This window comes from Streptomyces araujoniae, assembly GCF_050871195.1.
GTDB classification, from domain to species: Bacteria; Actinomycetota; Actinomycetes; order Streptomycetales; family Streptomycetaceae; genus Streptomyces; species Streptomyces bacillaris.
Genome location: NZ_CP194070.1, coordinates 1,182,764 through 1,207,063, shown reverse-complemented (window position 1 = coordinate 1,207,063; position 24,300 = coordinate 1,182,764). Strand labels below are relative to the sequence as shown.

Annotated in this window: 19 protein-coding genes; 10 read left to right on the top strand and 9 right to left on the bottom strand. The window is 71.5% G+C overall.

Annotation, left to right across the window (positions count from 1 at the left end; all coding sequences use genetic code 11):
* Positions 1-85: 85 nt before the first annotated feature.
* Entirely contained in the window at positions 86-1,135 is a 1,050-nt protein-coding gene (locus ACQ9ZG_RS05040) for an LLM class F420-dependent oxidoreductase (protein ID WP_084996284.1), read from the top strand.
* Positions 1,136-1,358: 223 nt separating this feature from the next.
* On the top strand, positions 1,359-2,147 hold the full coding sequence (locus ACQ9ZG_RS05035) for a hypothetical protein (protein ID WP_109916727.1): 789 nt from the start codon (positions 1,359-1,361) through the stop codon (positions 2,145-2,147).
* Between the two features lie 39 nt (positions 2,148-2,186).
* On the opposite strand, the gene corA is transcribed toward ACQ9ZG_RS05035, so the two are convergent.
* Entirely contained in the window at positions 2,187-3,173 is a 987-nt protein-coding gene (gene corA, locus ACQ9ZG_RS05030) for a magnesium/cobalt transporter CorA (protein WP_109916726.1), read from the bottom strand.
* Between the two features lie 112 nt (positions 3,174-3,285).
* On the opposite strand from corA, the gene ACQ9ZG_RS05025 reads away from it, so the two are divergent.
* From ACQ9ZG_RS05025 to mshC, 4 genes are all read left to right on the top strand, one after another.
* Entirely contained in the window at positions 3,286-4,008 is a 723-nt protein-coding gene (locus tag ACQ9ZG_RS05025) for a histidine phosphatase family protein (protein WP_109916725.1), read from the top strand.
* Positions 4,009-4,079: 71 nt separating this feature from the next.
* A complete protein-coding gene (locus ACQ9ZG_RS05020) occupies positions 4,080-4,670 on the top strand; it encodes a DUF3090 domain-containing protein (RefSeq protein WP_018487910.1) in 591 nt (196 codons plus the stop codon).
* Positions 4,634-5,473 carry an SCO1664 family protein gene (locus tag ACQ9ZG_RS05015; protein ID WP_109916724.1) on the top strand — a complete coding sequence of 280 codons (840 nt, stop codon included), beginning with the start codon at positions 4,634-4,636 and terminating at the stop codon, positions 5,471-5,473. The genes ACQ9ZG_RS05020 and ACQ9ZG_RS05015 overlap by 37 nt, the downstream gene beginning before the upstream one ends.
* Before the next feature lie 130 nt (positions 5,474-5,603).
* Entirely contained in the window at positions 5,604-6,833 is a 1,230-nt protein-coding gene (gene mshC, locus ACQ9ZG_RS05010) for a cysteine--1-D-myo-inosityl 2-amino-2-deoxy-alpha-D-glucopyranoside ligase (protein WP_109916723.1), read from the top strand.
* Between the two features lie 177 nt (positions 6,834-7,010).
* Here the strand turns inward: mshC and ACQ9ZG_RS05005 are convergent, their stop codons facing one another.
* From ACQ9ZG_RS05005 to ACQ9ZG_RS04980, 6 genes are all read right to left on the bottom strand, one after another.
* Positions 7,011-8,036 (bottom strand): PAC2 family protein, encoded by a 1,026-nt coding sequence (locus ACQ9ZG_RS05005; protein ID WP_109916722.1) that lies wholly within the window; start codon positions 8,034-8,036, stop codon positions 7,011-7,013.
* A gap of 156 nt (positions 8,037-8,192) precedes the next feature.
* Positions 8,193-9,251 (bottom strand): LLM class flavin-dependent oxidoreductase, encoded by a 1,059-nt coding sequence (locus ACQ9ZG_RS05000; RefSeq protein ID WP_084996289.1) that lies wholly within the window; start codon positions 9,249-9,251, stop codon positions 8,193-8,195.
* 143 nt (positions 9,252-9,394) lie between these two features.
* Positions 9,395-11,005, bottom strand: coding sequence for a glycerol-3-phosphate dehydrogenase/oxidase (locus ACQ9ZG_RS04995; protein WP_018487905.1), 1,611 nt, complete (start codon positions 11,003-11,005; stop codon positions 9,395-9,397).
* Positions 11,006-11,020: 15 nt separating this feature from the next.
* On the bottom strand, positions 11,021-12,565 hold the full coding sequence (glpK, locus tag ACQ9ZG_RS04990) for a glycerol kinase GlpK (protein ID WP_018487904.1): 1,545 nt from the start codon (positions 12,563-12,565) through the stop codon (positions 11,021-11,023).
* Between the two features lie 58 nt (positions 12,566-12,623).
* The gene (locus ACQ9ZG_RS04985) at positions 12,624-13,415 is read right to left on the bottom strand and encodes an MIP/aquaporin family protein (protein WP_028419979.1); all 792 of its coding nucleotides are present in this window, start codon (positions 13,413-13,415) and stop codon (positions 12,624-12,626) included.
* Positions 13,416-13,966: 551 nt separating this feature from the next.
* Positions 13,967-14,731 carry an IclR family transcriptional regulator gene (locus tag ACQ9ZG_RS04980; RefSeq protein WP_018487902.1) on the bottom strand — a complete coding sequence of 255 codons (765 nt, stop codon included), beginning with the start codon at positions 14,729-14,731 and terminating at the stop codon, positions 13,967-13,969.
* A 240-nt stretch (positions 14,732-14,971) separates the two neighbouring features.
* Here ACQ9ZG_RS04980 and metH point away from each other — a divergent pair, with 240 nt between their 5' ends.
* The 3 genes from metH to ACQ9ZG_RS04965 all read left to right on the top strand — a co-directional run bounded on the left by metH (position 14,972) and on the right by ACQ9ZG_RS04965 (position 21,231).
* Positions 14,972-18,484: a methionine synthase gene (gene metH / locus ACQ9ZG_RS04975; protein ID WP_109914902.1), complete on the top strand. Its 3,513-nt coding sequence runs from the start codon at positions 14,972-14,974 to the stop codon at positions 18,482-18,484.
* A gap of 144 nt (positions 18,485-18,628) precedes the next feature.
* The gene (locus ACQ9ZG_RS04970; RefSeq protein WP_028419982.1) at positions 18,629-19,330 is read left to right on the top strand and encodes an HAD family hydrolase; all 702 of its coding nucleotides are present in this window, start codon (positions 18,629-18,631) and stop codon (positions 19,328-19,330) included.
* A gap of 305 nt (positions 19,331-19,635) precedes the next feature.
* On the top strand, positions 19,636-21,231 hold the full coding sequence (locus ACQ9ZG_RS04965) for an ABC transporter substrate-binding protein (RefSeq protein ID WP_109914901.1): 1,596 nt from the start codon (positions 19,636-19,638) through the stop codon (positions 21,229-21,231).
* Between the two features lie 103 nt (positions 21,232-21,334).
* Here the strand turns inward: ACQ9ZG_RS04965 and ACQ9ZG_RS04960 are convergent, their stop codons facing one another.
* Positions 21,335-22,006 (bottom strand): response regulator, encoded by a 672-nt coding sequence (locus ACQ9ZG_RS04960; protein WP_003970158.1) that lies wholly within the window; start codon positions 22,004-22,006, stop codon positions 21,335-21,337.
* 9 nt (positions 22,007-22,015) lie between these two features.
* Positions 22,016-22,861 carry a RecB family exonuclease gene (locus ACQ9ZG_RS04955; RefSeq protein ID WP_258312069.1) on the bottom strand — a complete coding sequence of 282 codons (846 nt, stop codon included), beginning with the start codon at positions 22,859-22,861 and terminating at the stop codon, positions 22,016-22,018.
* A 175-nt stretch (positions 22,862-23,036) separates the two neighbouring features.
* Between ACQ9ZG_RS04955 and ACQ9ZG_RS04950 the strand changes: the two genes are divergently transcribed.
* Positions 23,037-24,287: a site-2 protease family protein gene (locus ACQ9ZG_RS04950; protein WP_499279988.1), complete on the top strand. Its 1,251-nt coding sequence runs from the start codon at positions 23,037-23,039 to the stop codon at positions 24,285-24,287.
* Positions 24,288-24,300 lie beyond the last annotated feature (13 nt).

Here is a 24,300-nt window from a genome sequence, read left to right as displayed (position 1 = left end):
GGAGGTCGCGCGGGCCTGCCGGATCGCCGCCACCCGCGCTAGAGTCCCCGGGACGGGACGTTACTGATCAGTAAGGGGAGCGGCTATGCGGCTCGGCATCAATCTCGGTTACTGGGGCGCCGGCATGGACGGCGACAACCTCGCCGTCGCCCAGGAGGCCGACCGGCTCGGCTACGACGTCTGCTGGGCCGCCGAGGCCTACGGCTCCGACGCGCCGACCGTCCTGACCTGGGTCGCGGCCCAGACCGAATCCATCGACGTGGGCTCCGCGATCATGCAGATCCCGGCCCGCCAGCCCACCATGACGGCGATGACCGCCGCCACCCTGGACTCGCTCTCCGGCGGCCGCTTCCGGCTCGGCCTCGGCGTCTCGGGCCCGCAGGTCTCCGAGGGCTGGTACGGCGTCAGGTTCGACAAGCCGCTGGCCCGCACCCGCGAGTACGTCGAGATCGTCCGCCGGGCGATGACCCGCGAGCGGCTCTCGTACGAGGGGGACCACTGGACGCTCCCGCTGCCCGGCGGTCCCGGCAAGCCGATCAAGCTCACCGTCCACCCGGAGCGCGAGCACATCCCGCTCTACATCGCCGCGATCGGCCCGAAGAACCTGGAGCAGACCGGCGAGATCGCGGACGGCGCCCTGCTGATCTTCCCCTCCGCCGACCATCTGGAGGAGACCGCGATCTCCCCTCTGCGCGCGGGCCGGGAGAAGGCCGGCAAGACCATGGAGGGCTTCGACGTCTCCCCGACGCTCCCGCTCGCCGTCGGTGACGACGTCAAGGGCCTCGCGGACATGTTCCGCCCGTACACCGCTCTGTACGTCGGCGGGATGGGCAGCCGGAAGCAGAACTTCTACAACCAGCTCGCCCAGCGCATGGGGTACGAGAAGGAGGCCGCCGAGATCCAGGACAAGTACCTGGACGGCGACAAGGCCGGCGCCGCGGCCGCCGTACCGCACCAGCTGATCGACCAGACCGCGCTGCTCGGCCCCGTCGAGCGGATCGCGGAGCGGATGCAGGCGTACGCCGCCGCCGGGGTCACCACGCTCAACCTCGCCCCCGCCGGCTTCACCCTGGAGGAGCGGCTCACCGCCCTGCGCGCCGGGACCGACGCCCTGGAGCGCTCCGGACTCGCGTGACGCCTCCGGACAGCACTACGGCCGTGGTGGGGGCTCGGGGGTCTTCCCCGCCACGGCCGTCACCGGGAACAACGCGCCGCGCGCCCAGGGGTTACGCCGGGAACGCGCCGCGCCTCCTCGGCCGCTCCGGTTGCCGACCGCGTCCGGGCGCTTTTGACTGCTGCTCTGCGCACTACTGCCCCGCGGCGACCGTTCCGCGGGGTCCGGCACGGAGGTGGCGCTCATGCTCTCAGCCCGCGGCCTGTTCCAGGAGATCCTGGACGACGACGAGGCCTACCGGCTCTTCTGCTCCATCGCCGCCAGCGGGGAGTCCCAGGGCGGCTGGGAGAACGCCCGCATCGCCGCGCTGGTCCCGGAGAGCTGCCGCTCCCTGGCGCCCCGGATCGTCCGCCACGGCGCCGACGAGGACAAGCACGGCCGGATCTTCAACGCCCTCCTGAAGAAGCGCGGGCTCCGGCCGGCCGACGTCCCGCCGGAGACCGACTACACGATGCTCCTGGAACAGCAGGGCATCGGCCTCGCCCACTCCCGGCTGCGCGGCGACGAGCGGCTCACCGAGCGCGACATCATCACCTATCTGGCCCACAGCCGGATCACCGAACAGCGCGCGTCCGAACAGATGCGGCTGCTGCGCCGGTACTTCTCCGACCACCCCGACATCGGGCGCGCGGTGCGGATGATCTCCGACGACGAGGACAACCACCTCGCCTACTGCCACGAGGAGCTGCTGCGGCTCGCCCGGGAGGGCCACGGGCGCACCATCCAGCGGACCATGCGCGAGTGCGCCCTCGCGGAGATCGAGGTGTACCGCGACGTCAGCCTCGCGGTGATGGACCGGATGGGACGGCTGCTGGGCTGGCCGCGCGCCAAGGCCCTGACGCTGGCGGCCGGGATCCACGCCGTGTACGCGTACGAGCGCCTCGGCGGCTGGCGGCGCATGGTCAGCCTGGAGATGCCCGGACGCCGGGACGCCCTGGGCGGCCGGGCCGTACCGGAACCGGAGTTCGCGTGATCCGGCGGGGACTCCCCGGCTCCGGGACCCCGTACGGGCTCAGAGCCAGCCGCGCCGCTTGAACAGGCGGTGCAGGCCCAGCACCGCCGCCGCCATGAACAGGATGATCGCCGGGTACGTCCAGGCCCAGTGCAGCTCCGGCATGTGGTCGAAGTTCATGCCGTAGATGCCCGCGACCATCGTGGGGACGGCCGCCATCGCCGCCCACGCCGAGATCTTCCGCATGTCGTCGTTCTGCCGCACCCCCATCTGTGCGAGATGGGCCGAGAGGATGTCCGACAGCAGCCGGTCCAGCCCCTCCACCTGCTCGTTGACCCGGGTCAGATGGTCGGCGACGTCACGGAAGAACGGCTGCGCCTCCTGGTGGACGAACGGCACCCCGGCCCCCGCCAGCCGGGTCATCGGCGCCGTCAGCGGACCGGTGGCCCGGCGGAACTCCAGCACCTGCCGCTTGAACGTGTAGATCGTCGCCGCCGTGTTCGAGGAGCCGCCGCTCCCGCTCGGGGCGAAGACCTGGGTCTCCAGCTCCTCCAGGTCCACCTGGAGCTCCCCGGCCACGTCGATGTAGTGGTCCACCACCGCGTCGCTGATCGCGTAGAGGACCGCCGTCGGCCCGTGCGCCAGGATCTCCGGCTCCGACTCCAGACGGCGGCGGACGTCCGCGAGCGGGGCGCTCTCCCCGTGCCGGACCGTCACCACGAACGAGTCACCGATGAAGACCATCAGCTCGTCGGCGCTCACCGTGTCGTGGTCCGGCTCGTAGACCACCGGCTTCAGGACCGCGAACAGGGAGTCGTCGTACACCTCCAGCTTGGGCCGCTGGTGGGCGCGGAGCGCGTCCTCCACCGCGAGCGGGTGCAGCCCGAACTCCTGGCTCACCCGGCCGAACTCCTCCTCGGTCGGCTCGTGCAGGCCGATCCAGAGGAAGGCGTCACCGGACCTGCGCGCCTGCGCGAGGGCCTCGGAGAGGTCGCCGGACCCCTCGGCCCGGCGGCCGTCCTGGTAGATGGCACAGTCCACGATCATTCGGCATCCTCGGGAGGTCAGGGACCACGACGTACAAGGCGGTCCACCGTCGTCTCCTTCCCCGTGGCTCCTCTCTCGCACCGGGCGCCACGGGACATCTACCCTGGCCGGTATGCCGACGCTGATCCTCGTACGCCACGGACGCTCCACCGCCAACACCGCCGGAGTGCTCGCGGGCCGCACCCCCGGGGTCCTGCTCGACGAGCGCGGCACCGAACAGGCCGCCGCTCTGCCCGCCCGGCTCGCCGCTCTCCGGCTCGCCGTCGCCGTCAGCAGCCCCCTGGAGCGCTGCCACCAGACGCTCCGGCCGCTGCTGGAGGCCCGCCCCGGACTGGCCGCGCACACCGAGGAGCGCATCAGCGAGTGCGACTACGGCGACTGGTCGGGGCGCAAGCTCGCCGAGCTGTCCGACGAGCCCCTGATGTCCGTCGTCCAGCAGCACCCCTCCGCCGCCGCCTTCCCCGGCGGCGAGTCGATGCGCGCCATGCAGGCCCGCGCCGTCGACGCCGTACGCGACTGGAACGACCGGGTCGCGGCGGAGCACGGCGAGGACGCCGCCTACGTCATGTGCTCGCACGGCGACATCATCAAGTCCCTCGTCGCGGACGCCCTCGGCATGCATCTGGACCTCTTCCAGCGCATCCACGTCGACCCCTGCTCGGTCACCGCCATCCGCTACACCCGGCTGCGCCCCTTCCTCCTGCGCGTCGGGGACACCGGCGACCTCGCCCCCCTGGCACCGCGCGAACAGTCCGTCGGGGCGGGCGCCCAGCCGTCCGCCGCGGGTGACGGCACGTCGGACGCGGCGGTCGGGGGCGGCGGGGGCGCGCCGTGATCTCCGCGGGCAGTAGGGTGGACGCGCCGTAGCGCCGCTATCCGCCCATCGATTCTCAAGGGAGACAGGACGTGTCCCGTCAGGTGTTCCTCTACGACCCACCGGACCGATTCGTGGCCGGCACGGTCGGGTTGCCTGGCCGCCGTACGTTTTTCCTCCAGGCCTCGTCCAAGGGCCGGGTCACCAGCGTCGCCCTGGAGAAGACCCAGGTGGCCGCCCTGGCCGAGCGGATCGACGAACTGCTCGACGAGGTGGTCCGGCGGACCGGCGGCAACTCGCCGGTGCCCGCCGTGGCGCCCACCGACGTCGCGGACACCGCCCCCCTGGACGTCCCCGTCGAGGAGGAGTTCCGGGTCGGCACCATGGCCCTGGCCTGGGACGGCGACGAGCAGCGCATGATCGTCGAGGCGCAGGCCCTCGTCGAGCTGGACGCGGACTCCGAGGACGACCTCGCGGAGGCCGAGGAGAAGCTCCTCCAGGACGAGGAGAACGGCCCGCCGATGCTCCGCGTCCGGCTCAGCGGAGCCCAGGCCCGCGCGTTCGCCAAGCGCGCCCTGGACGTCGTCAACGCCGGCCGTCCGCCGTGCCCGCTGTGCAGCCTGCCGCTCGATCCGGAAGGACACGTATGCCCGCGCCAGAACGGATACCGTCGCGGAGCCTGACGGACACGGACCTGACCACCCTGCTCACCGAGGGCACGCTCACCGTCCTCGGCCAGGTCGGCGGGGCGTCCAACGCGGTGCTGCACTGCACCGTGGCGTACGAGGGCGAGGAGCGCACCTGCGCCTACAAGCCGGTCGCGGGCGAGCAGCCGCTCTGGGACTTCCCCGACGGGACGCTGGCGCAGCGGGAGGTGGCGGCGTACGAGATCTCCCGGGCCACCGGCTGGGACCTGGTGCCGCCCACCGTGCTGCGCGAGGGGCCCTACGGGCAGGGCATGTGCCAGCTCTGGATCGACGGGCCCGGGCCCGGTGAGGCCACGCCCGAGGTGCTGGCCCTGGTGGAGGGCGACGAGCCGGGCGAGGGCTGGAAGGCCGTGGGCCACGCGGACGTCGGGAACGGGAGGACCGCGCTGCTGGTGCACGCGGACGATCCCCGGCTGCGACGGCTCGCGGTGCTCGACGCGGTGATCAACAACGGTGACCGCAAGGGCGGCCATCTGCTGCCGGGCCCCGGCGGGCTGCTGTACGGCATCGACCACGGGGTCACCTTCAACGCCGACGACAAGCTGCGCACGCTCCTGTGGGGCTGGGCCGGGGAGCCGCTCACCGAGGAGGCGCTGGTGGTGCTCGCCCGGCTCGCCGGGGAGCTGGCGGCGGGTGAGCCGCTGGCCACCCGGATGGCGCAACTCATCACGGCCGCCGAACTGGACGCCCTGCGGGCGCGGGTGGCGGTGCTGCTGGACACGAAGGCGCACCCGGAGCCGAGCGGGCAGTGGCCCCCGATCCCCTGGCCGCCCGTGTAGCGGGCGCCGACGGGAGCCGGCGGAAGCTCGTTCCGTACAGTCTTTCGAAGGTTTATCGCAAGAGTGTCTCTTCGGACAGGAATCCGGATCCGGTTCGTATCCGGAAGGATCGTCCGGTTACGCTCATGACATGCATGCCTGGCCCGCTTCTGAGGTCCCCGCCCTGCCCGGCAAGGGCCGCGACCTTCGGATCCACGACACCGCGACCGGCGGACGGATCACCCTTGACCCCGGTCCCGTCGCCCGCATCTACGTCTGCGGCATCACGCCGTACGACGCGACCCACATGGGTCATGCGGCGACCTACAACGCGTTCGACCTCGTTCAGCGCGTGTGGCTCGACACCAAGCGGCAGGTTCACTACGTCCAGAACGTGACCGACGTGGACGATCCGCTCCTGGAGCGGGCCGTGCGCGACGGTCAGGACTGGTCCGAGCTGGCCGAGCGCGAGACGGCGCTCTTCCGCGAGGACATGACCGCCCTGCGGATGCTGCCCCCGCGCCACTACATCGGAGCCGTCGAGGCCATACCCGGCATCGTGCCCCTCGTCGAGCGGCTGCGGGAGGCGGGCGCCGCCTACGACCTCGAAGGCGACGTCTACTTCTCCGTCGACGCCGACCCGCACTTCGGCGAGGTCTCCGGCCTCGACGCGGCGGCCATGCGGCTGCTCTCCGCCGAACGCGGCGGCGACCCCGAGCGCCCCGGCAAGAAGAACCCCCTCGACCCGATGCTCTGGATGGCCGCCCGCCCGGGCGAGCCGAGCTGGGACGGGGCCTCCCTGGGCGAAGGCCGCCCCGGGTGGCACATCGAGTGCGTCGCCATCGCGCTGGACCACCTCGGTATGGGCTTCGACATCCAGGGCGGCGGCTCCGACCTGGTCTTCCCGCACCACGAGATGGGCGCGTCGCACGCCCAGGCGCTGACCGGCGAGCACCCGTTCGCCAAGGCGTACGTCCACGCCGGCATGGTCGGCCTCGACGGCGAGAAGATGTCCAAGTCCCGCGGCAACCTCGTCTTCGTCTCCGCCCTGCGCCGCGAGGGCGTGGACCCGGCGGCCATCCGTCTCGCCCTGCTCTCCCACCACTACCGCGCCGACTGGGAGTGGACCGACCAGGTCCTCACCGACGCCGTCGAGCGCCTCGCCCGCTGGCGCGCGGCGGTCTCACGCCCCGACGGGCGCTCGGCCGACGCCCTGGTGGAGGAGGTCCGCGAGGCCCTCGCCGACGACCTGGACACCCCCACGGCGCTCGCCGCCGTGGACCGCTGGGTCGCACTCCAGAGCGCGGAGGGCGGCAGCGACGAGGGGGCACCCGGCCTCGTCTCCCGTACCGTCGACGCCCTGCTGGGGGTCGCCCTGTAGGACGGATGGGCGGCCCGCCGCCGCCCCCGGAACCCACCGCACCGGCCCCGGACTTCGTGGAGAGGTCCGGGGCCGGTCCCGTCCGTCATCCGCCCGCGTGCGGACCGGGGCCACGGAAAGGGCGCCGTACGGGATCGGATCCCGTACGGCGCCCGGCCCTTGACGGCGCGTCGGAGATCACTCCCCGCCGGAGCCCTCCCCGGACGACTCGTCGGGGCCCTTGTCCTCGGGGCGCTCCTCCGGCTTCCGGCCCGGCCCCGGGTCCGTGCGCGGCGGCTTCGGCGGGCGGGCGCGGCTGCTGGACGGGTCGCGCAGATACGTCCCGTCCCCGCTCTCCGTCGCATGGCCGCCCGGTCCGGGACCGCCGTCCCGGCGCCGCAGATACCGCTCGAACTCCCGGGCGATGGCCTCACCGGATGCCTCGGGCAGCTCCGCGGTGTCCCGCGCCTCCTCCAGCGTCTGGACGTACTCCGCGACCTCGCTGTCCTCGGCCGCCAGCTGGTCCACGCCGAGCTGCCAGGCCCGCGCGTCCTCGGGCAGCTCGCCCAGCGGGATGCGCAGCCCGATCAGGTCCTCCAGCCGGTTGAGCAGGGCCAGCGTCGCCTTCGGGTTCGGCGGCTGCGACACGTAGTGCGGCACCGCCGCCCACAGGCTCACCGCGGGCACCCCGGCATGGGTGCACGCCTCCTGGAGGATGCCGACGATGCCCGTCGGACCCTCGTAGCGGGTCTCCTCCAGCTGCATCGTCCGCGCCAGATCCGGGTCGGAGGTGACCCCGCTCACCGGCACCGGCCGGGTGTGCGGGGTGTCCCCGAGCAACGCGCCCAGGATGACGACCATTTCGACGCCCAGCTCATGGGCGAAGCCGAGGATCTCGTTGCAGAACGAGCGCCAGCGCATCGACGGCTCGATCCCGCGCACCAGGACCAGGTCTCTGGGCTTCTCCCCGCCGACGCGCACCACCGACAGCCGGGTCGTCGGCCAGGTGACCTTGCGCACCCCGTTCTCCAGCCACACCGTGGGCCGGTTGACCTGGAAGTCGTAGTAGTCCTCGGCGTCCAGCGCCGCGAACACCTCGCCCTTCCACTCCCGGTCCAGATGGCCGACCGCTGTGGAGGCGGCGTCACCGGCGTCGTTCCAGCCTTCGAACGCGGCCACCATGACCGGGTCGACCAGCTCGGGCACCGACTCGAGCTCGATCACCCGGGCCTCCTTCCGCTGACTCCATACGTACGGAGCAACCTTACGGCTTCGGGCCCCTCCGGCCGCAGCCCGTTTGCACGGCCGGGTGAACCTTGCCAGCAGGAGTGGATCATCGGGCCGAACAGTGCATCGGCCCCGTCCGCCCGCACCTCCGCCTCACCGCCAGAGCGTGGAGGGCGCCTCCCGCCGCACCACCGGGGCGATCTCCTCCGCGAACCGCTGGAGCGTCTCCAGCTGCTCCGGGCGGCTCAGCCCGAAGCCGTCCACGGTGACCGACTGGAGGTCGTGGCGGTAGACGCCGTGCCAGCCGAGGATCTTGTCGATGATCTGCTGCGGGGAGCCGATGAGCTGCGGGCCGCCCTCGATCGCGTCCTCGATGGTGCGGAACGGGGTGTTGTAGCCGGCCTTCCCCGCCAGATGCGGTTTGAAGGTCTGCCGCACCCGCGCCTCGTACAGCTCCTTGTACCGCGCCACCGCCGCCTGCGAGCTGTCCGCGATGAGCAGTCCGCCGGAGCCCGCCGCGACCCGGGCGTCCGCCGGATCGTGCCCGTACGCCTCGAACCGCTCCCGGTAGTGCGCGATGAGCCTCGCGTACGCCTCGCGCGGCTGGATCGCGTTGGCGGTGAAGAGCGGATCGCCGTGCTTCGCCGCCAGCTCGGGGGAGTTGAGGCTGGTGGCCGAGCCGTGCCAGATCCTGGGGAGACCGTCGTACGGGCGGGGGACCGTGGTCACGTTCTTCAGCGGCGGGCGGAACTCGCCCTCCCAGTCGACGCCTTCCTCGGTCCAGAGCCGGCGCAGCAGCTCGTACTTCTCCTTCTGGAGGTCCCACTGCCGCTCCTCGTCCAGCCCGAAGAGGTCGAAGTGGCCCGCCTCGGCGCCCTTCCCGACGACCAGTTCGATCCGGCCCCGCGATATCTGGTCCAGCGTCGCGAAGTCCTCCGCCACCCGGACCGGGTCGAGGATCGCGACGACGGTCACCCCGGTGAGCAGCCGGATCGTGGAGGTACGGGCCGCGATCGCGCCGAGCACCACGCTCGGGCTGGAGGAGAGGAACGCCCCGGCGTGCCGCTCACCGACCGAACAGGAGTCGAAGCCCAGCTCCTCGGCTGCGGACGCGGTGGCGATCACCTCCTCGAACCGGTCGGCGGGGGAGGGGAGTTCACCGGTCAGCGGGTGCGGGTCGTGGCCGATCAGGGAGAGCACCGAGAATCTCATGGCCTCCACTCTCCCCGCGGCACGTTGCGCGCGTATGGCGGGAGTGTGGCGCGTGCCCGGGGGCGCGGGAGTCCCGTGGGCGTACGAGGACGGGGACGGCTCCCGTGGGGAAGCCGCCCCCGTCCTCGTACCCCGTGGGGAGGTCAGTCCCGGTCGGCCAGCAGCTTCTCGACGCCGTCGCGGACCTCGTCCGTCGCCAGCCCCCGGATCGTCAGCGTGGTCCGGCGGCGCAGCACGTCGTCCGCCGTCTCGGCCCACTCGTGGTCGCGCGCGTAGGCGACCTGGGCCCAGATCTCCGGGGCGTCCGGGTGGACGCGCTCGGCCAGCGCCGGGTTCTCGTTGGCCAGCCGCGCGATGTCGAAGGCGAGCGAGCCGTAGTGCGTGGCGAGGTGGCGGGCTGTGTCCGGGGCCATGCGCGGGCCGGGCGCCGGGCCGTCGATCAGCAGCCGGTGGGCGACCGCGTTCGGGTTGGCGATGCCGGGGAGCGGCAGCTTCCGCGGCAGCCGGTTCATCGGCTCCATGTCCTCGGCCAGCGGGTGCCCGGGCAGGGCGGCCAGCTTGTTCATGACCGTACGGCCGATGTGGCGGAAGGTCGTCCACTTGCCGCCCGCCACCGACAGCATCCCGCCGCGGCCCTCGGTGACGACCGTCTCGCGCTTGGCCTTGGAGGTGTCGCCGGGCCCGCCGGGCAGTACGCGCAGACCGGCGAAGGAGTAGGTGATCAGGTCGCGCGAGAGCTGCTGGTCCCTGATCGAGAACGCCGCCTCGTCGAGGATCTGCGCGGTGTCGGCCTCGGTCACCGAGACGTCCGCCGGGTCGCCCTCGTACTCCTCGTCCGTCGTGCCGAGGAGCAGCATGTCCTCCCACGGCAGCGCGAACGTGATCCGGTACTTGTCGATCGGGGTCGCCAGCGCCGCCCGCCACGGCCGGGTCCGCTTGAGGACCAGGTGGGCGCCCTTGGAGAGGCGGATGGAGGGGGCCGCGTTCGGGTCCTCCATCTTCCGCAGGTGGTCGACCCACGGGCCGGTGGCGTTGAGCACGAGCCGGGCGGTGACGCCGAACTCCGTACCGTCGACGCCGTCCTTCAGCTCGGCGCCCGTGACCCGGCCCCGGGTGAAGCGCAGGCCGGTGACGGCCGCGTGGTTGAGGACGACCGCGCCCGCGTCGACCGCCGCGCGGACCGTCATCAGCGCCATGCGGGCGTCGTTCATCTGGTCGTCGCGGTAGACCGCGACCGCCTTCAGGTCGTCCGTCCGCAGCTCGGGCACATCGCGCTGGGCCTTGGCCGGGGAGATGACGTGGCCGACGCCGTCGCCGAACGCGGAGAGCGCGGAGTAGGCGAAGACGCCCGCGCCGAGCTTGGCCGCGCCGTGCGGGCCGCCCTTGTAGACCGGCAGGTAGAAGGTGAGCGGGTTGGCCAGGTGCGGGGCCACCTCGCGGGAGACCGCGCGCCGCTCGAAGTGGTTCTCCGCGACCAGCTTGACCGCGCCGGTCTGGAGGTAGCGCAGACCGCCGTGGAGCAGCTTGGAGGAGGCGGAGGAGGTGGCGCCGGCGAAGTCACCGGCGTCCACCAGAGCCACCCGCAGCCCGGACTGCGCGGCATGCCAGGCGGTGGAGATGCCCAGGATGCCGCCGCCGATGACCAGGAGGTCGTACGTCGCCCGGGACAGCTGCTCCCGGGTTTCGGCGCGGCTCGGCAGGGAGCCGGAGGCCGGGTGCGTTCCGAGGGCGGGAACGCTCTGCAGGGTGGTCATGGTGAATGCTCCTCGTCAGCTTTCTTCGTCCTCGACCCAGCCCATGGTCCGTTCGACGGCCTTGAGCCAGCTCTTGTACTCGCGGGCACGGGTGTCCGCGTCCATGCGGGGGGTCCACTCGGCGGCCCGGCGCCAGTTGGCGCGCAGCGCGTCGGTGTCCGGCCAGAAGCCGACGGCGAGACCGGCGGCGTAGGCGGCGCCGAGGCAGGTGGTCTCGGCGACCATGGGGCGCACCACCGGCGCGTCCAGGAAGTCGGCGAGCGTCTGCATCAGCAGGTTGTTGGACGTCATACCGCCGTCGACCTTGAGCGCGGTCAGCTCGACCCCGGAGTCCTTCGTCATGGCGTCGCTGATCTCGCGGGTCTGCCAGGCGGTGGCCTCCAGGACGGCACGGGCGATGTGCGCCTTGGTGACGTAACGGGTGAGACCGGTGATCACGCCCCGGGCGTCGGGACGCCAGTAGGGGGCGAACAGTCCGGAGAAGGCGGGCACGAAGTAGGCGCCGCCGTTGTCCTCGACCGAGGAGGCCAGCGTCTCGATCTCGGCGGCCGACTTGATGAGGCCCATCTGGTCGCGCATCCACTGCACCAGCGAACCGGTGACCGCGATGGAGCCCTCCAGGGCGTACACCGGGGGCTTGTCGCCGATCTGGTAGCCGACGGTGGTGAGCAGCCCGTTGTAGGAGTTCACCGGGGTGCCGCCGGTGTTCATCAGCATGAAGGTGCCGGTGCCGTACGTGGACTTGGCCTCGCCCTCGGCGAAACAGGTCTGGCCGAACAGGGCCGCCTGCTGGTCGCCGAGCGCGGAGGCGACGGGCACGCCGTCGAGGATGCCGCCCTTGGCGTTGCCGTACACCTCGGCGGAGGAGCGGATCTCGGGGAGGACCGCGGCCGGGATGCCGATGGAGGAGAGGATCTTCTCGTCCCACTCCATCCGGTGCAGGTTCATCAGGAGGGTGCGCGAGGCGTTGGTGACGTCGGTGACGTGGACGCCGCCGTCGGTGCCGCCGGTCAGGTTCCAGATGACCCAGGAGTCCATGGTGCCGAAGAGGATGTCGCCGGCCTCGGCGCGCTCGCGCAGCCCCTCGACGTTGTCGAGCAGCCAGCGGACCTTGGGCCCGGCGAAGTACGAGGCGAGCGGCAGCCCGGTCTCGCGGCGGAAGCGGTCCTGGCCGACGTTGCGGCCCAGCTCCTTGCAGAGCGCGTCGGTGCGGGTGTCCTGCCAGACCAGCGCGTTGTGCACCGGCTCGCCGGTGTTCTTGTCCCAGAGCAGGGTGGTCTCGCGCTGGTTGGTGATGCCGATCGCCTTGACGTCGGCGGAGGTGATGCCGGCCTTGACGATGGCCCCGGCGACGACCTCCTGCACGTTCTCCCAGATCTCGGTGGCGTCGTGCTCGACCCAGCCCGGCTTGGGGAAGATCTGCTCGTGCTCCTTCTGGTCGACCGAGACGATCCGGCCGTCCTTGTCGAAGACGATGCAGCGGCTGGAGGTGGTGCCCTGGTCGATGGCGGCGATGAACGGCCCGCTGCCGTGGGTGCCGGTGGTGTGTGCGTCGGTCACGGTGTGCTCCCGGAGGTCTGTGGAGTGAAAGGGGTTACGGCGCTGATACCCGGGTGGGCTAGGCGAAGGCCAGGTTGTAGAGCCCACCGGCGAGGGCGCCACCGATGAGCGGACCCACGATGGGTACCCAGGCGTAGCCCCAGTCCGAACCACCCTTGTTCGGCAGCGGCAGCACGGCGTGCACGATGCGCGGTCCGAGGTCGCGGACCGGGTTGATGGCGTAGCCGGTGGGCCCGCCGAGCGAGAGGCCGATGCCGACCACGACCAGGGCGGTGATCAGGGCGCCGAGCGTGCCCAGACCGTTGCCCTCGTTGTTGAGGCCCTGGGTCAGGATGGCCAGGACCAGCACCACCGTGGCGATGACCTCAGTGAGGACGTTCTGCACACCGTTGCGGATCTCCGGGCCGGTGGAGAAGATCCCGAGCACCGGGCCGGCCTTCGGGGCGGAGGTCTGGTCGACCATGCCCTCGTCGGGGGATTTCGTCCCCACGATCTCCGGGTCGGTCAGGTGGGCGTGGAACTGCCCGTAGTAGACCGCGTAGACCAGGACGGCGCCGATCATCGCGCCGAGCAGCTGGGAGCCGAGGTAGAGGGGCACGTCGCCCCACGGGGTGCCGCCCTGGATGGCGAGACCCAGGGTGACCGCGGGGTTGAGGTGGGCGCCCGAGACGCCGCCGGCGAGATAGGCGCCGGTCAGCACGGCGAAGCCCCACCCGAAGGTGATGGCCAGCCAGCCCGCGTTGCGGGCCTTCGAGCGCTTCAGCGTGACGGCGGCACAGACACCGCCGCCGAGCAGGATGAGTACGGCGGTACCGATGGTCTCGCCGATGAATATGTCGGAGCTGGACACCCGCGACTCCTTCGTCCTTCGTCCAGGGGAGAGCGGAACACCGGGTCCCTCCGGTGATCCGCGCCCCAGATCAGGTGTCCACGAGGCGTGGGCACCCCATCTGTAGGGCTTGACCGGCCCTTGGCACTGTCACACCCTAACGCGTATTGCCGTTAGGCGTTCGACAATGCCGACCGTTGAGCGGCAGTGTTTCCCTCGAGTGAAGGAAGCGTCAAGGGTTCTGTGGCCGAGGACTCGGTGCGCGACGCGATCGTTACCCCACGATGCGCCCGGACGCGCGAACGCGCGAGTGGGCGCATCGTGGCGGCGGGGGCCCGGGCGGTGCGGCGGGCGTCGTGGCGGAGGGCGCGGCCGGGGGGTGCGGCAGGCGTTGCCCGGGGTGCGGCAGGCGCTGCGGAGACGGTGCCTGGCCTTGGGGGCGGACGTGGCGGAGGCGGTCCCTGGCCTTCGCGGGCGGACGTGACGGAGTCGGCGCGCGGTCCTCGGGGGCGGACGTGGCGGAGGTGGCCCCCACCCTCGGGGCGGACGTGGCGGGGAGGGCCCTCCGGCCCTCAGAAGCGGCCGGCGCCCAGGTCCCGGGAGACCGCCCGCGCGCAGTCCCGTACGGCCGCGATCAGCTCGGGGCGCAGCACGCCCCCCGGCGCCACCCGCTCCACCGCCCCCGTGACGGCCACCGCGCCCACCGGCATCCTGCGCCGGTCGTGGACGGGTGCGGCGACGGCCGCCACGCCCTCCCAGGTCTCCTCGGCGTCGGCGGCCCACCCCTGGGCGCGGATCAGGTCGAGCATCGCCTCGAACTCGTCGGAGGCCGTCACCGTGCGGCCGGTGAACGAGCGGCGCTCCGCCTCCATGACCTCGCTGTGCGCCACCGGGTCGTACGCGGACAGCACCTTGCCCAGCGCCGTGGAGTGCAGCGGCTGCATCGCCCCGACCTCCAGCACCTGGCGGCTGTCGTCGGGCCGGAAGACGTGGTGCACGATGAGCACCCCGTGCTGGTGGAGCACGCCCAGGTGGACGCTCTCGCCGCTGGAGCGGGCCAGGTCGTCCGTCCAGACCAGGGCGCGGGCCCGCAGCTCGTGGACGTCGAGATAGCTGTTGCCGAGGCGCAGCAGCTCCGCGCCCAGCTGGTAGCGCCCCGACGCGGCGTCCTGCTCGACGAACCCCTCCAGCTGGAGCGTGCGGAGGATTCCGTGGGCGGTGCCCTTGGCCAGCCCCAGGGAGGAGGCGATGTCGGACAGCCCGAGCCGCCGCTCGCCGCCCGCCAGCAGGCGCAGCATCGCGGCCGCCCGCTCCAGCGACTGGATGTTCTTGGCCATCGCGCCGTACTCCTCCACCTCGGTTCGACAATGCTGAACACTATCGGTCGATGCCGACCTGCGCCGGACTCCGGGGGAAAGTCTCCTCCGGGCGGCCCGCCGCGCCCGCATCCGCACAGCATGCAGTCCGCCCCATGGACGGACCGACCACCTGTCGGGCTGTCCGGCTACGCTGACGGGGTGCGCCTTCCCCGAGAAGGACGCAAAGCCGACAGCCGTCGCATCCCTGGGAGATCATCCATGGCCTCGTTGCCGACACCCGCCCCCGACAGCCGGACCCGCGCAGCAGCCCTGCGCGAGGCGCTCGCCACCCGGGTGGTGGTGGCCGACGGTGCGATGGGCACCATGCTCCAGGCGCAGGACCCGACCCTTGAGGACTTCGAGAACCTCGAGGGCTGCAACGAGATCCTCAACATCACGCGCCCCGACATCGTGCGCTCCGTCCACGAGGAGTACTTCGCGGTCGGCGTCGACTGCGTGGAGACCAACACCTTCGGGGCCAACCACTCCGCCGCCAACGAGTACGAGATCGCGCACCGGATCCACGAGCTGTCCGAGTCCGGCGCCCGCATCGCCCGCGAGGTCGCGGACGAGTTCGCCGCGAAGGACGGCCGCCAGCGGTGGGTCCTCGGCTCGATCGGCCCCGGCACCAAGCTGCCCTCGCTCGGCCACATCACGTACGACATCCTGCGCGACGGCTACCAGCGGAACGCCGAGGGACTCCTCGCGGGCGGCTCCGACGCCCTGATCGTCGAGACCACCCAGGACCTGCTCCAGACCAAGGCCAGCATCATCGGTGCCCGCCGGGCCATGGAGGCCCTCGGCGCCGACGTGCCCCTGATCTGTTCCCTGGCCTTCGAGACCACCGGCGTCATGCTGCTCGGCTCCGAGATCGGGGCCGCCCTGACCGCCCTGGAGCCGCTCGGCATCGACTTCATCGGCCTGAACTGTTCCACCGGCCCGGACGAGATGAGCGAGCACCTGCGCTATCTCGCGCGCCACTCCCGTACGCCCCTGATGTGCATGCCCAACGCCGGCCTGCCCGTCCTCACCAAGGACGGCGCGCACTTCCCGCTCGGCCCCGACGGCCTCGCCGACTCCCAGGAGACGTTCGTCCGGGACTACGGCCTCTCCCTCATCGGCGGTTGCTGCGGTACGACCCCGGCCCACATGAAGGCCGTCGTGGACCGGGTCCAGGGGCTTACCCCGCCCGAGCGCGAGCCGCGCCCCGAGCCCGGCGCCGCCTCGCTCTACCAGCACGTGCCCTTCCGACAGGACACCGCCTACCTGGCGATCGGCGAGCGCACCAACGCCAACGGCTCCAAGAAGTTCCGCGAGGCCATGCTGGAGGCCCGCTGGGACGACTGCGTGGAGATGGCCCGCGACCAGATCCGCGAGGGCGCCCACATGCTCGACCTCTGCGTCGACTACGTGGGCCGTGACGGCGTCGCGGACATGACCGAGCTGGCCGGCCGCTTCGCCACCGCCTCCACCCTGCCGATCGTGCTGGACTCCACCGAGCTGGACGTCCTGCGCGCCGGACTGGAGCAGCTCGGCGGCCGGGCCGTGCTCAACTCGGTCAACTACGAGGACGGCGACGGCCCCGAATCCCGGTTCGCGCAGGTCAGCGCTTTGGCCGCCGAGCACGGCGCCGCCCTGATCGCGCTGACGATCGACGAGGAGGGCCAGGCCCGCACCATCGAGCACAAGGTCGCCATCGCCGAGCGGCTCATCGAGGACCTCACCACCAACTGGTCCATCCGCGAGTCCGACATCCTCATCGACACCCTGACCTTCACCATCTGCACCGGCCAGGAGGAGTCCCGGGGCGACGGCATCGCCACCATCGGGGCGATCCGCGAGCTGAAGAAGCGCCACCCGGACGTCCAGACCACGCTGGGCCTCTCCAACATCTCCTTCGGCCTCAACCCGGCCGCGCGCGTCGTGCTGAACTCCGTCTTCCTCGACGAGTGCGTCAAGGCGGGCCTGGACTCCGCGATCGTGCACGCCTCCAAGATCCTGCCCATCGCCCGGCTGGAGGAGGAGCAGGTCAAGGTCGCCCTCGACCTGATCTACGACCGCCGCGCCGAGGGCTACGACCCCCTCCAGAAGCTCATGGAGCTGTTCGAGGGCGTCAACATGAAGTCGATGAAGGCGGGCAAGGCCGAGGAGCTGATGGCCCTCCCGCTGGACGAGCGGCTCCAGCGCCGCATCATCGACGGCGAGAAGAACGGCCTGGAGGCCGACCTCGACGAGGCCCTCCAGGACACCCCGGCCCTGGACATCGTCAACAACACCCTCCTGGAGGGCATGAAGGTCGTCGGTGAGCTGTTCGGCTCCGGCCAGATGCAGCTGCCGTTCGTCCTCCAGTCCGCCGAGGTCATGAAGAGCGCGGTGGCCCACCTGGAGCCGCACATGGAGAAGTCCGACGACGAGGGCAAGGGCACCATCGTGCTCGCCACCGTCCGCGGCGACGTCCACGACATCGGCAAGAACCTCGTCGACATCATCCTCTCCAACAACGGCTACAACGTCGTCAACCTGGGCATCAAGCAGCCCGTCTCCGCGATCCTGGAGGCCGCCGAGGAGCACCGCGCCGACGTCATCGGCATGTCCGGCCTCCTGGTGAAGTCCACCGTGATCATGAAGGAGAACCTCCAGGAGCTGAACCAGCGCAAGATGGCCGCCGACTTCCCGGTGATCCTCGGCGGCGCCGCGCTGACCCGGGCCTACGTCGAGCAGGACCTGCACGAGATCTACGAGGGCGAGGTGCGCTACGCCCGCGACGCCTTCGAGGGGCTGCGCCTCATGGACGCGCTGATCGGCGTCAAGCGCGGGGTGCCGGGAGCGGCCCTGCCCGAGCTGAAGCAGCGCCGGGTCCCCAAGAAGGACGTCCCCGTGCTGGAGGTCCAGGAGCCCGAGGGCTCGGTCCGCTCGGACGTCTCCACCACCAACCCGATCCCCGAGCCGCCGTTCTGGGGCACCCGGGTGATCAAGGGCATCCCGCTCAAGGAGTACGCCTCCTGGCTGGACGAGGGCGCCCTGTTCAAGGGGCAGTGGGGCCTGAAGCAGGCCAGGACCGGTGACGGGCCGACGTACGAGGAGCTGGTGGAGACCGAGGGCCGCCCGCACCTGCGCGGCTGGCTCGACCACCTCCAGTCCAACAACCTCCTGGAAGCCGCCGTCGTCTACGGCTACTTCCCCTGCGTCTCCAAGGGCGAGGACCTGATCCTCCTCCACGAGGACGGCTCCGAGCGCACCCGCTTCACCTTCCCGCGCCAGCGCCGCGGCCGCCGCCTCTGCCTCGCGGACTTCTTCCGCCCCGAGGAGTCCGGCGAGACCGATGTGATCGGCCTCCAGGTCGTCACCGTCGGCTCCCGGATCGGGGAGGCCACCGCCGAGCTGTTCGCCGCCAACTCCTACCGCGACTACCTGGAGCTGCACGGCCTCTCCGTCCAGCTCGCGGAGGCCCTGGCGGAGTACTGGCACGCCCGGGTCCGCAGCGAGCTGGGCTTCGGCGGCGAGGACCCGGCCGAGGTGGAGGACATGTTCGCGCTGAAGTACCGGGGCGCGCGCTTCTCGCTCGGTTACGGGGCCTGCCCCGACCTGGAGGACCGCGCGAAGATCGCGGACCTGCTGCGGCCGGAGCGGATCGGGGTGGAGCTGTCCGAGGAGTTCCAGCTGCACCCGGAGCAGTCCACCGACGCCATCGTCATCCACCACCCCGAGGCGAAGTACTTCAACGCCCGGTAGCCGCCCGGTCGCACCACGGCCCCGCGCCGTTCGCGCACCGTAGCCGCACAGGTCGTACACTGGTCGGTCCAGTGCAGGCCGGTCGCCCTCCCGACTTCGGGGAATGGCGGCCGGCCTTCTCGTCCCTTACGGAAGGTGTGCCGGATGACCAGTACGGTCCCCGCGTCCTTGACCCGCACGGCCGGAGGCGCCGCCCTGCAGGCGGTCCTTCTCGACATGGACGGAACCCTGGTCGATACCGAGGGCTTCTGGTGGGACGTCGAGAAGGAGGTCTTCGCCGGACTCGGACACGAGCTGGACGAGGCCTGGCGCGATGTCGTCGTCGGCGGACCGATGTCCCGCAGCGCGGGCTACCTCATCGACGTGACCGGCGCCGACATCGCCATGGACGAGCTGACCGTGCTGCTCAACGACGGCTTCGAGAAGCGCATCCTGCGCGGGGTGCCGCTGATGCCCGGCGCCGAGCGGCTGCTCGCCGAGCTGTCCGCGGCCAGGATCCCCACCGCGCTCGTCTCCGCCTCCCACCGCCGGATCATCGACCGGGTGCTGGACTCGGTCGGCCACCACCACTTCGCGCTCACGGTCGCCGGGGACGAGGTCACCCGGACCAAGCCGCACCCCGAGCCCTATCTCACCGCCGCCGCGGGCTTCGGCGCCGACCCGTGGCGCTGCGCGGTCGTGGAGGACACCGCGACCGGGGTGGCCGCCGCCGAGGCGGCCGGGTGCCGGGTGGTCGCCGTCCCCTCCGTGGCCCCCATCGCCCCCGCCGCGGGCCGGGTGGTCGTCGGCTCCCTCGAAGAGGTCGACCTGCCCTTCCTGCGGCGGCTCATCACCCCCACGGGCTGAGCGCTCAGGCCCGGCGATCGGCGTGGAACATCGTTTCGTGTTGAACGTTCCGTGTGCGTTCCGGCACCTTTCCATGGACGTGAATCAGCCATGGGCGGGAAATGTGAAGAGGGCGGGCGGGTGAGCTTCCTCACCTGTGAGCGCCCTGTGGTTCGCCGGCATCGGATGGTCTGTCCGGAATGGTGATCAAATATCGCCCCCTCCGGACGCCGGAGGCGAAGAGGCCGCTCCGCGTGCGGTCGGAGCGGCCACCGGCGGCTACTAACTTTGATTCCTCACCCACCGTGATGAGGGAGAAAGCCCGTATGAACCGCAAGACCCTGGTGCTGCCGGCCGTCGTCGGCCTGCTCGCCCCCGTGCTCGCCGCCTGCGGCAGCACGGACAGCGGCGCCGGTGGCGAAGGCGCCATCGTCGTCGGCACCACGGACCAGCTCGTGGCCTCCGAGGAGAACCCCGCTCCTCTCGACCCGGCCATCGGGTACGAGGCAGGCGTCTGGAACGTCCTGCGGCAGACGGTGCAGACCCTGACCAGCGTCCCCGTCGGCGGCGGCGCGCCGATCCCCGAGGCCGCCCGGAGCTGCACCTTCACCGACACCGCCAACGAGAGCTACCGCTGCACCCTGCGGCCCGGCCTCACGTTCGCGGACGGCACCCCCGTCACCGCCGAGGATGTGAAGTACTCCATCCAGCGGGTCATCGACATCGACTCCGACAGCGGGCCGGTCGGACTCCTCGCCAACATCGACATGATCGAGACCAAGGGCGACAACCAGGTGGTCTTCCACCTGAACACGCCCGACGCCACCTTCCCGTACAAGCTCGCCACCCCCGCCGCCGGCATCGTCCCCAAGGCGAAGTACCCGGCGAAGGAGGCGCGCACCGGCTTCCAGGTCGACGGCTCGGGTCCCTACACCATGAAGCCGCAGACCGAGGACGGCCGGATCACCCGGATCGTCTTCACCAAGAACCCCTCGTACAAGGGCGAGCTGAAGGTCCTCAACGAGAAGGTCGAGATGGACCTCTTCCCCGACGCCGACGCCATGGGCAAGGCGCTGGAGGAGAAGAAGATCCACATGATGACCCGGGCCATGTCCCCCGAGCAGGCCCGCGAGATGCTCGTCAGCCCGAAGAAGGGCATCGAGCTGACCGAGATGCCCGGCCTGGCCATCAGCTACCTCGGCTTCAACACCAAGGACCCGGTGGTCAACAAGGCCGTACGGCAGGCTATGGCGCAGATCATCGACCGGGGCGAGATCGCGGGCAAGGTCTACGGCACCACCGCCGAGCCGCTCTACTCGCTGATCCCCTCCAGCATCACCGGCCACACCAACGCCTTCTTCAACAAGTACGGCGACCCCAGCACCGCCAAGGCCGCCGAGACGCTGGAGAAGGCCGGGGTCAAGACGCCGGTGAAGTTCACCCTGCACTACACCAACGACCACTACGGCTCCGCCACCGCCAAGGAGTTCAAGGCGCTCCAGCAGCAGCTGAACCGCTCGGGCCTCTTCAAGGTCGACGTCGAGGGCAAGGAGTGGTCGAAGTACCGCCCCGAGCAGAAGCGCGGCGACTACGCGGCCTACGGCATGGGCTGGTTCCCCGACTTCCCGGACCCGGACAACTACACCGCCCCGTTCCTGGACAAGAACAACTTCCTCAACTCGCCGTACCGGTCGGAAGAGGCGCAGGAGGTCCTGATCCCCAAGTCGCGCCGCGAGGCCGACCGCAGCGCCGCCGCCACGACCTACGAGAAGCTCCAGGACATCGTCGCCACCGACGTCCCCGTCCTGCCGATCTGGCAGGGCAAGCAGTACGTGGCCTCGCGCAGCGGCGTCGCGGGCGTCGAGCGCTCCATCAGCGCCACCTCCGAACTCCAGCTCTGGGAGCTGAACAAGAACGCCTGACCCCGGACCCGGAACCGCGAAAGCCGTCCGGTCCGCCCCCACTCACCCGGGGGCGGGCCGGACGGCCGCGTTCCAGGGCCTACCGGCCGCGTTTCCGGGGCTCCTACTGGGCGCCCGGACGCACCAGCCCGCTCTCGTACGCGTACACCGCGGCCTGCACCCGGTCGCGCAGGCCCAGCTTCGTCAGCACATGGCCCACATGCGTCTTCACCGTCGTCTCGCTGACGAACAGGTCCGCGGCGATCTCCGCGTTGGACAGCCCCCGCGCCACCAGCTTCAGGACCTCCACCTCACGGTCCGTCAGCGTGTGCAGGGCGTCCGGCACCGGGTCCTCGCCCGAGGGCAGATGGTCCGCGTACTTGTCGAGCAGCCGCCGCGTGATGCTGGGCGCGAGCATCGCCTCGCCCGCCGCGACCACCCGGATCGCCTGGACCAGCTCGGCCGCCGGGGCGTCCTTCAGCAGGAACCCGCTCGCCCCCGCCCGCAGCGCCTCCACCACGTACTCGTCGAGATCGAACGTGGTCAGCACCAGCACCTTCGCCGGACCGTCCTTGCCGGGACCGGTGATCTGGCGGGTCGCCTCCACCCCGTCCATCCGCGGCATCCGGATGTCCATCAGCACCACATCGGGCTGCAGCGCCCGCACCTGGTCGATGGCCTGCAGACCGTCACCGGCCTCACCGACCACCGCGAGATCGCCCTCGGCCTCCAGAATCATCCGGAAACCGGTGCGCAGCAGCGGCTGGTCGTCGACCAGTAGGACGCGGATCGCCACGGAAACTCCTTACAGGCCCTCAAGAGCCACGGGTCGGCCGGCCTCGGCCCGGACGGCCTCCATTCTGCCCTGGTCACCCTCGCCGGGCTCCGCCGGGCGGACCGAGAGCGGATAGACCGGGGGAGTCCCGCCGAACTCCGGACAGACCGCCTGATGGTCGCACCAGCCGCACAGCTTCGTCGGGCGCGGCCGCCAGTCACCGGTCTCCGTCGCCAGCGAGATCGCCTCCCACAGCGCGAGCAGCTTGCGCTCCACCCGCTCCAGATCCGCCACCACCGGGTCGTACGTCAGCACGTCGCCGCTGCCCAGATAGACCAGCTGGAGCCGGCGCGGCACGATCCCCTTCAGCCGCCAGATCACCAGCGCGTAAAACTTCATCTGGAACAGCGGGCCCTCGGAATACTCCGGCCGCGGCGCCTTCCCCGTCTTGTAGTCGACGATCCGCACCTCACCGGTGGGCGCCACATCGATCCGGTCGATCACCCCGCGCAGCCGCAGCCCCGACTCCAGCTCCGTCTCGACGAACATCTCCCGCTCCGCCGGCTCCAGACGCGTCGGGTCCTCCAGCGAGAACCACCGCTCCACCAGCCGCTCCGCCTCGCCCAGCCAGCGCGCCAGCCGCTCGCCCCCGGCATCGTCCGCGAACAGCCCGCCCAGCTCCGGCCGCGCCTCCAGGAGCCGGTCCCACTGGCCGGGCACCAGCGCCCGCGCCCTCGGCGCCGTACGGTCCGCCGCCGGGGCGTCGAACAGCCGCTCCAGCACCGCATGGACCAGCGTGCCCCGGGTAGCGGCCTCGCTGGGCTTCTCCGGCAGTTTGTCGATGACCCGGAAGCGGTAGAGCAGAGGGCACTGCATGAAATCGCTCGCCCGCGACGGCGACAGGGACGAAGGCGGCTGCGGCGGCCGGGGCACGGAGGTCATGTCCCAGACCCTACGGCCCGCCACCGACAGTCAGCGGCATACCATCGACGGCAGACCCTCGCGACGGCGTGATCGTGGCGCGGGCCACCCACCGAACCGAAGGGACCACGTGGACAAGAGCGGCGACAGCGGGCGGCCGCAGCCCGGCGCAGGGGGAACCGGCCCCGGCGCCGCCCCCGGTGGCGAGCAGCCCAGACGCCCCGCCGAGCCGGGCGGCGGCCTGCTCATGGGCCGCCCCTTCGGCGTACCCGTCTACGTGGCGCCCAGCTGGTTCGTCGTCGCCGCCCTGATCACCTGGGTCTTCGGCGGCCAGCTCGACCGGGTCCTGCCCGAGCTGGGCGGCGCCCGCTATCTCGTCGCCCTCTTCTTCGCGATCGCCTTCTACGCCTCCGTGCTCGTCCACGAACTGGCCCACACGGTCGCCGCCCTCCGCTACGAGCTGCCCGTCCGCCGCATCCAGCTCCAGTTCTTCGGCGGCGTCTCCGAGATCGAGAAGGAGACCGAGACCCCCGGCCGCGAGTTCATCCTCGCCTTCGTCGGCCCCCTCCTCTCCCTCGTCCTCGGCGGGGTCTTCTACGGCGCGATGCAGTTCGTCGAGCCCGGCACCGTCCCCGGCGTCCTGCTCGCCGGGCTGATGATCTCCAACCTCATCGTCGCCGCCTTCAACCTGCTCCCCGGCCTGCCCCTCGACGGCGGCCGGATGCTCCGCGCCGTCGTCTGGAAGATCACCGGCAAGCCCATGAGCGGCACCGTCGCCGCCGCCTGGGTCGGCCGGGGCCTCGCCGTCACCGTCCTCATCGGACTGCCGCTGCTCACCCACACCGGGGCCGTCGGCAGCGCCAACCAGGAGATCGGCGGGGTGGAGACCGTCATGGACGCGCTCCTCGCCGCGATCCTGGCCGGCATCATCTGGACCGGCGCCGGGAACAGCCTGCGCATGGCCCGCCTCCGCGAGCACCTGCCCGACCTGCGCGCCCGCACCCTCACCCGCCGCGCCGTCCCCGTCGAGTCCGCCACCCCCCTCTCCGAGGCGCTGCGCCGGGCCAACGAGGCGGGCGCCCGCGCACTCGTCGTCGTCGACGGACAGGGCAACCCCAAGGGCGTCGTCCGCGAGGCCGCCATCGTCGGCGTCCCCGAACACCGCCGCCCCTGGGTCGCCGTCAGCGGCCTCGCCCAGGACCTCACCGAGGGCATGAGGATCCCCGCCGAACTGGCCGGCGAAGCCCTCCTGGACCGGCTCAAGGCCACCCCGGCCACCGAGTACCTGGTCGTCGAGGAGACCGGCCAGATCTACGGAGTCCTCTCCACCGCCGATGTCGAGCGCGCCTTCGTCAAGGCCATGGCCCGCCCCGAGTCCTGAAGGGGCCCCGAAG

What these genes read in the sequence shown, in the direction of transcription:
- ACQ9ZG_RS05035 (WP_109916727.1), top strand. Translation starts at nt 1,359, where the DNA reads ATGCTCTCAGCCCGCGGCCTGTTCCAGGAGATCCTGGACGACGACGAG.
- ACQ9ZG_RS04965 (WP_109914901.1), top strand. Translation starts at nt 19,636, where the DNA reads ATGAACCGCAAGACCCTGGTGCTGCCGGCCGTCGTCGGCCTGCTCGCC.
- ACQ9ZG_RS05025 (WP_109916725.1), top strand. Translation starts at nt 3,286, where the DNA reads ATGCCGACGCTGATCCTCGTACGCCACGGACGCTCCACCGCCAACACC.
- ACQ9ZG_RS04955 (WP_258312069.1), bottom strand. Translation starts at nt 22,861, where the DNA reads ATGCAGTGCCCTCTGCTCTACCGCTTCCGGGTCATCGACAAACTGCCG.
- metH (WP_109914902.1), top strand. Translation starts at nt 14,972, where the DNA reads ATGGCCTCGTTGCCGACACCCGCCCCCGACAGCCGGACCCGCGCAGCA.
- ACQ9ZG_RS05040 (WP_084996284.1), top strand. Translation starts at nt 86, where the DNA reads ATGCGGCTCGGCATCAATCTCGGTTACTGGGGCGCCGGCATGGACGGC.
- ACQ9ZG_RS04970 (WP_028419982.1), top strand. Translation starts at nt 18,629, where the DNA reads ATGACCAGTACGGTCCCCGCGTCCTTGACCCGCACGGCCGGAGGCGCC.
- ACQ9ZG_RS04980 (WP_018487902.1), bottom strand. Translation starts at nt 14,731, where the DNA reads ATGGCCAAGAACATCCAGTCGCTGGAGCGGGCGGCCGCGATGCTGCGC.
- ACQ9ZG_RS05000 (WP_084996289.1), bottom strand. Translation starts at nt 9,251, where the DNA reads ATGAGATTCTCGGTGCTCTCCCTGATCGGCCACGACCCGCACCCGCTG.
- ACQ9ZG_RS05015 (WP_109916724.1), top strand. Translation starts at nt 4,634, where the DNA reads ATGCCCGCGCCAGAACGGATACCGTCGCGGAGCCTGACGGACACGGAC.
- corA (WP_109916726.1), bottom strand. Translation starts at nt 3,173, where the DNA reads ATGATCGTGGACTGTGCCATCTACCAGGACGGCCGCCGGGCCGAGGGG.
- mshC (WP_109916723.1), top strand. Translation starts at nt 5,604, where the DNA reads ATGCATGCCTGGCCCGCTTCTGAGGTCCCCGCCCTGCCCGGCAAGGGC.
- ACQ9ZG_RS04995 (WP_018487905.1), bottom strand. Translation starts at nt 11,005, where the DNA reads ATGACCACCCTGCAGAGCGTTCCCGCCCTCGGAACGCACCCGGCCTCC.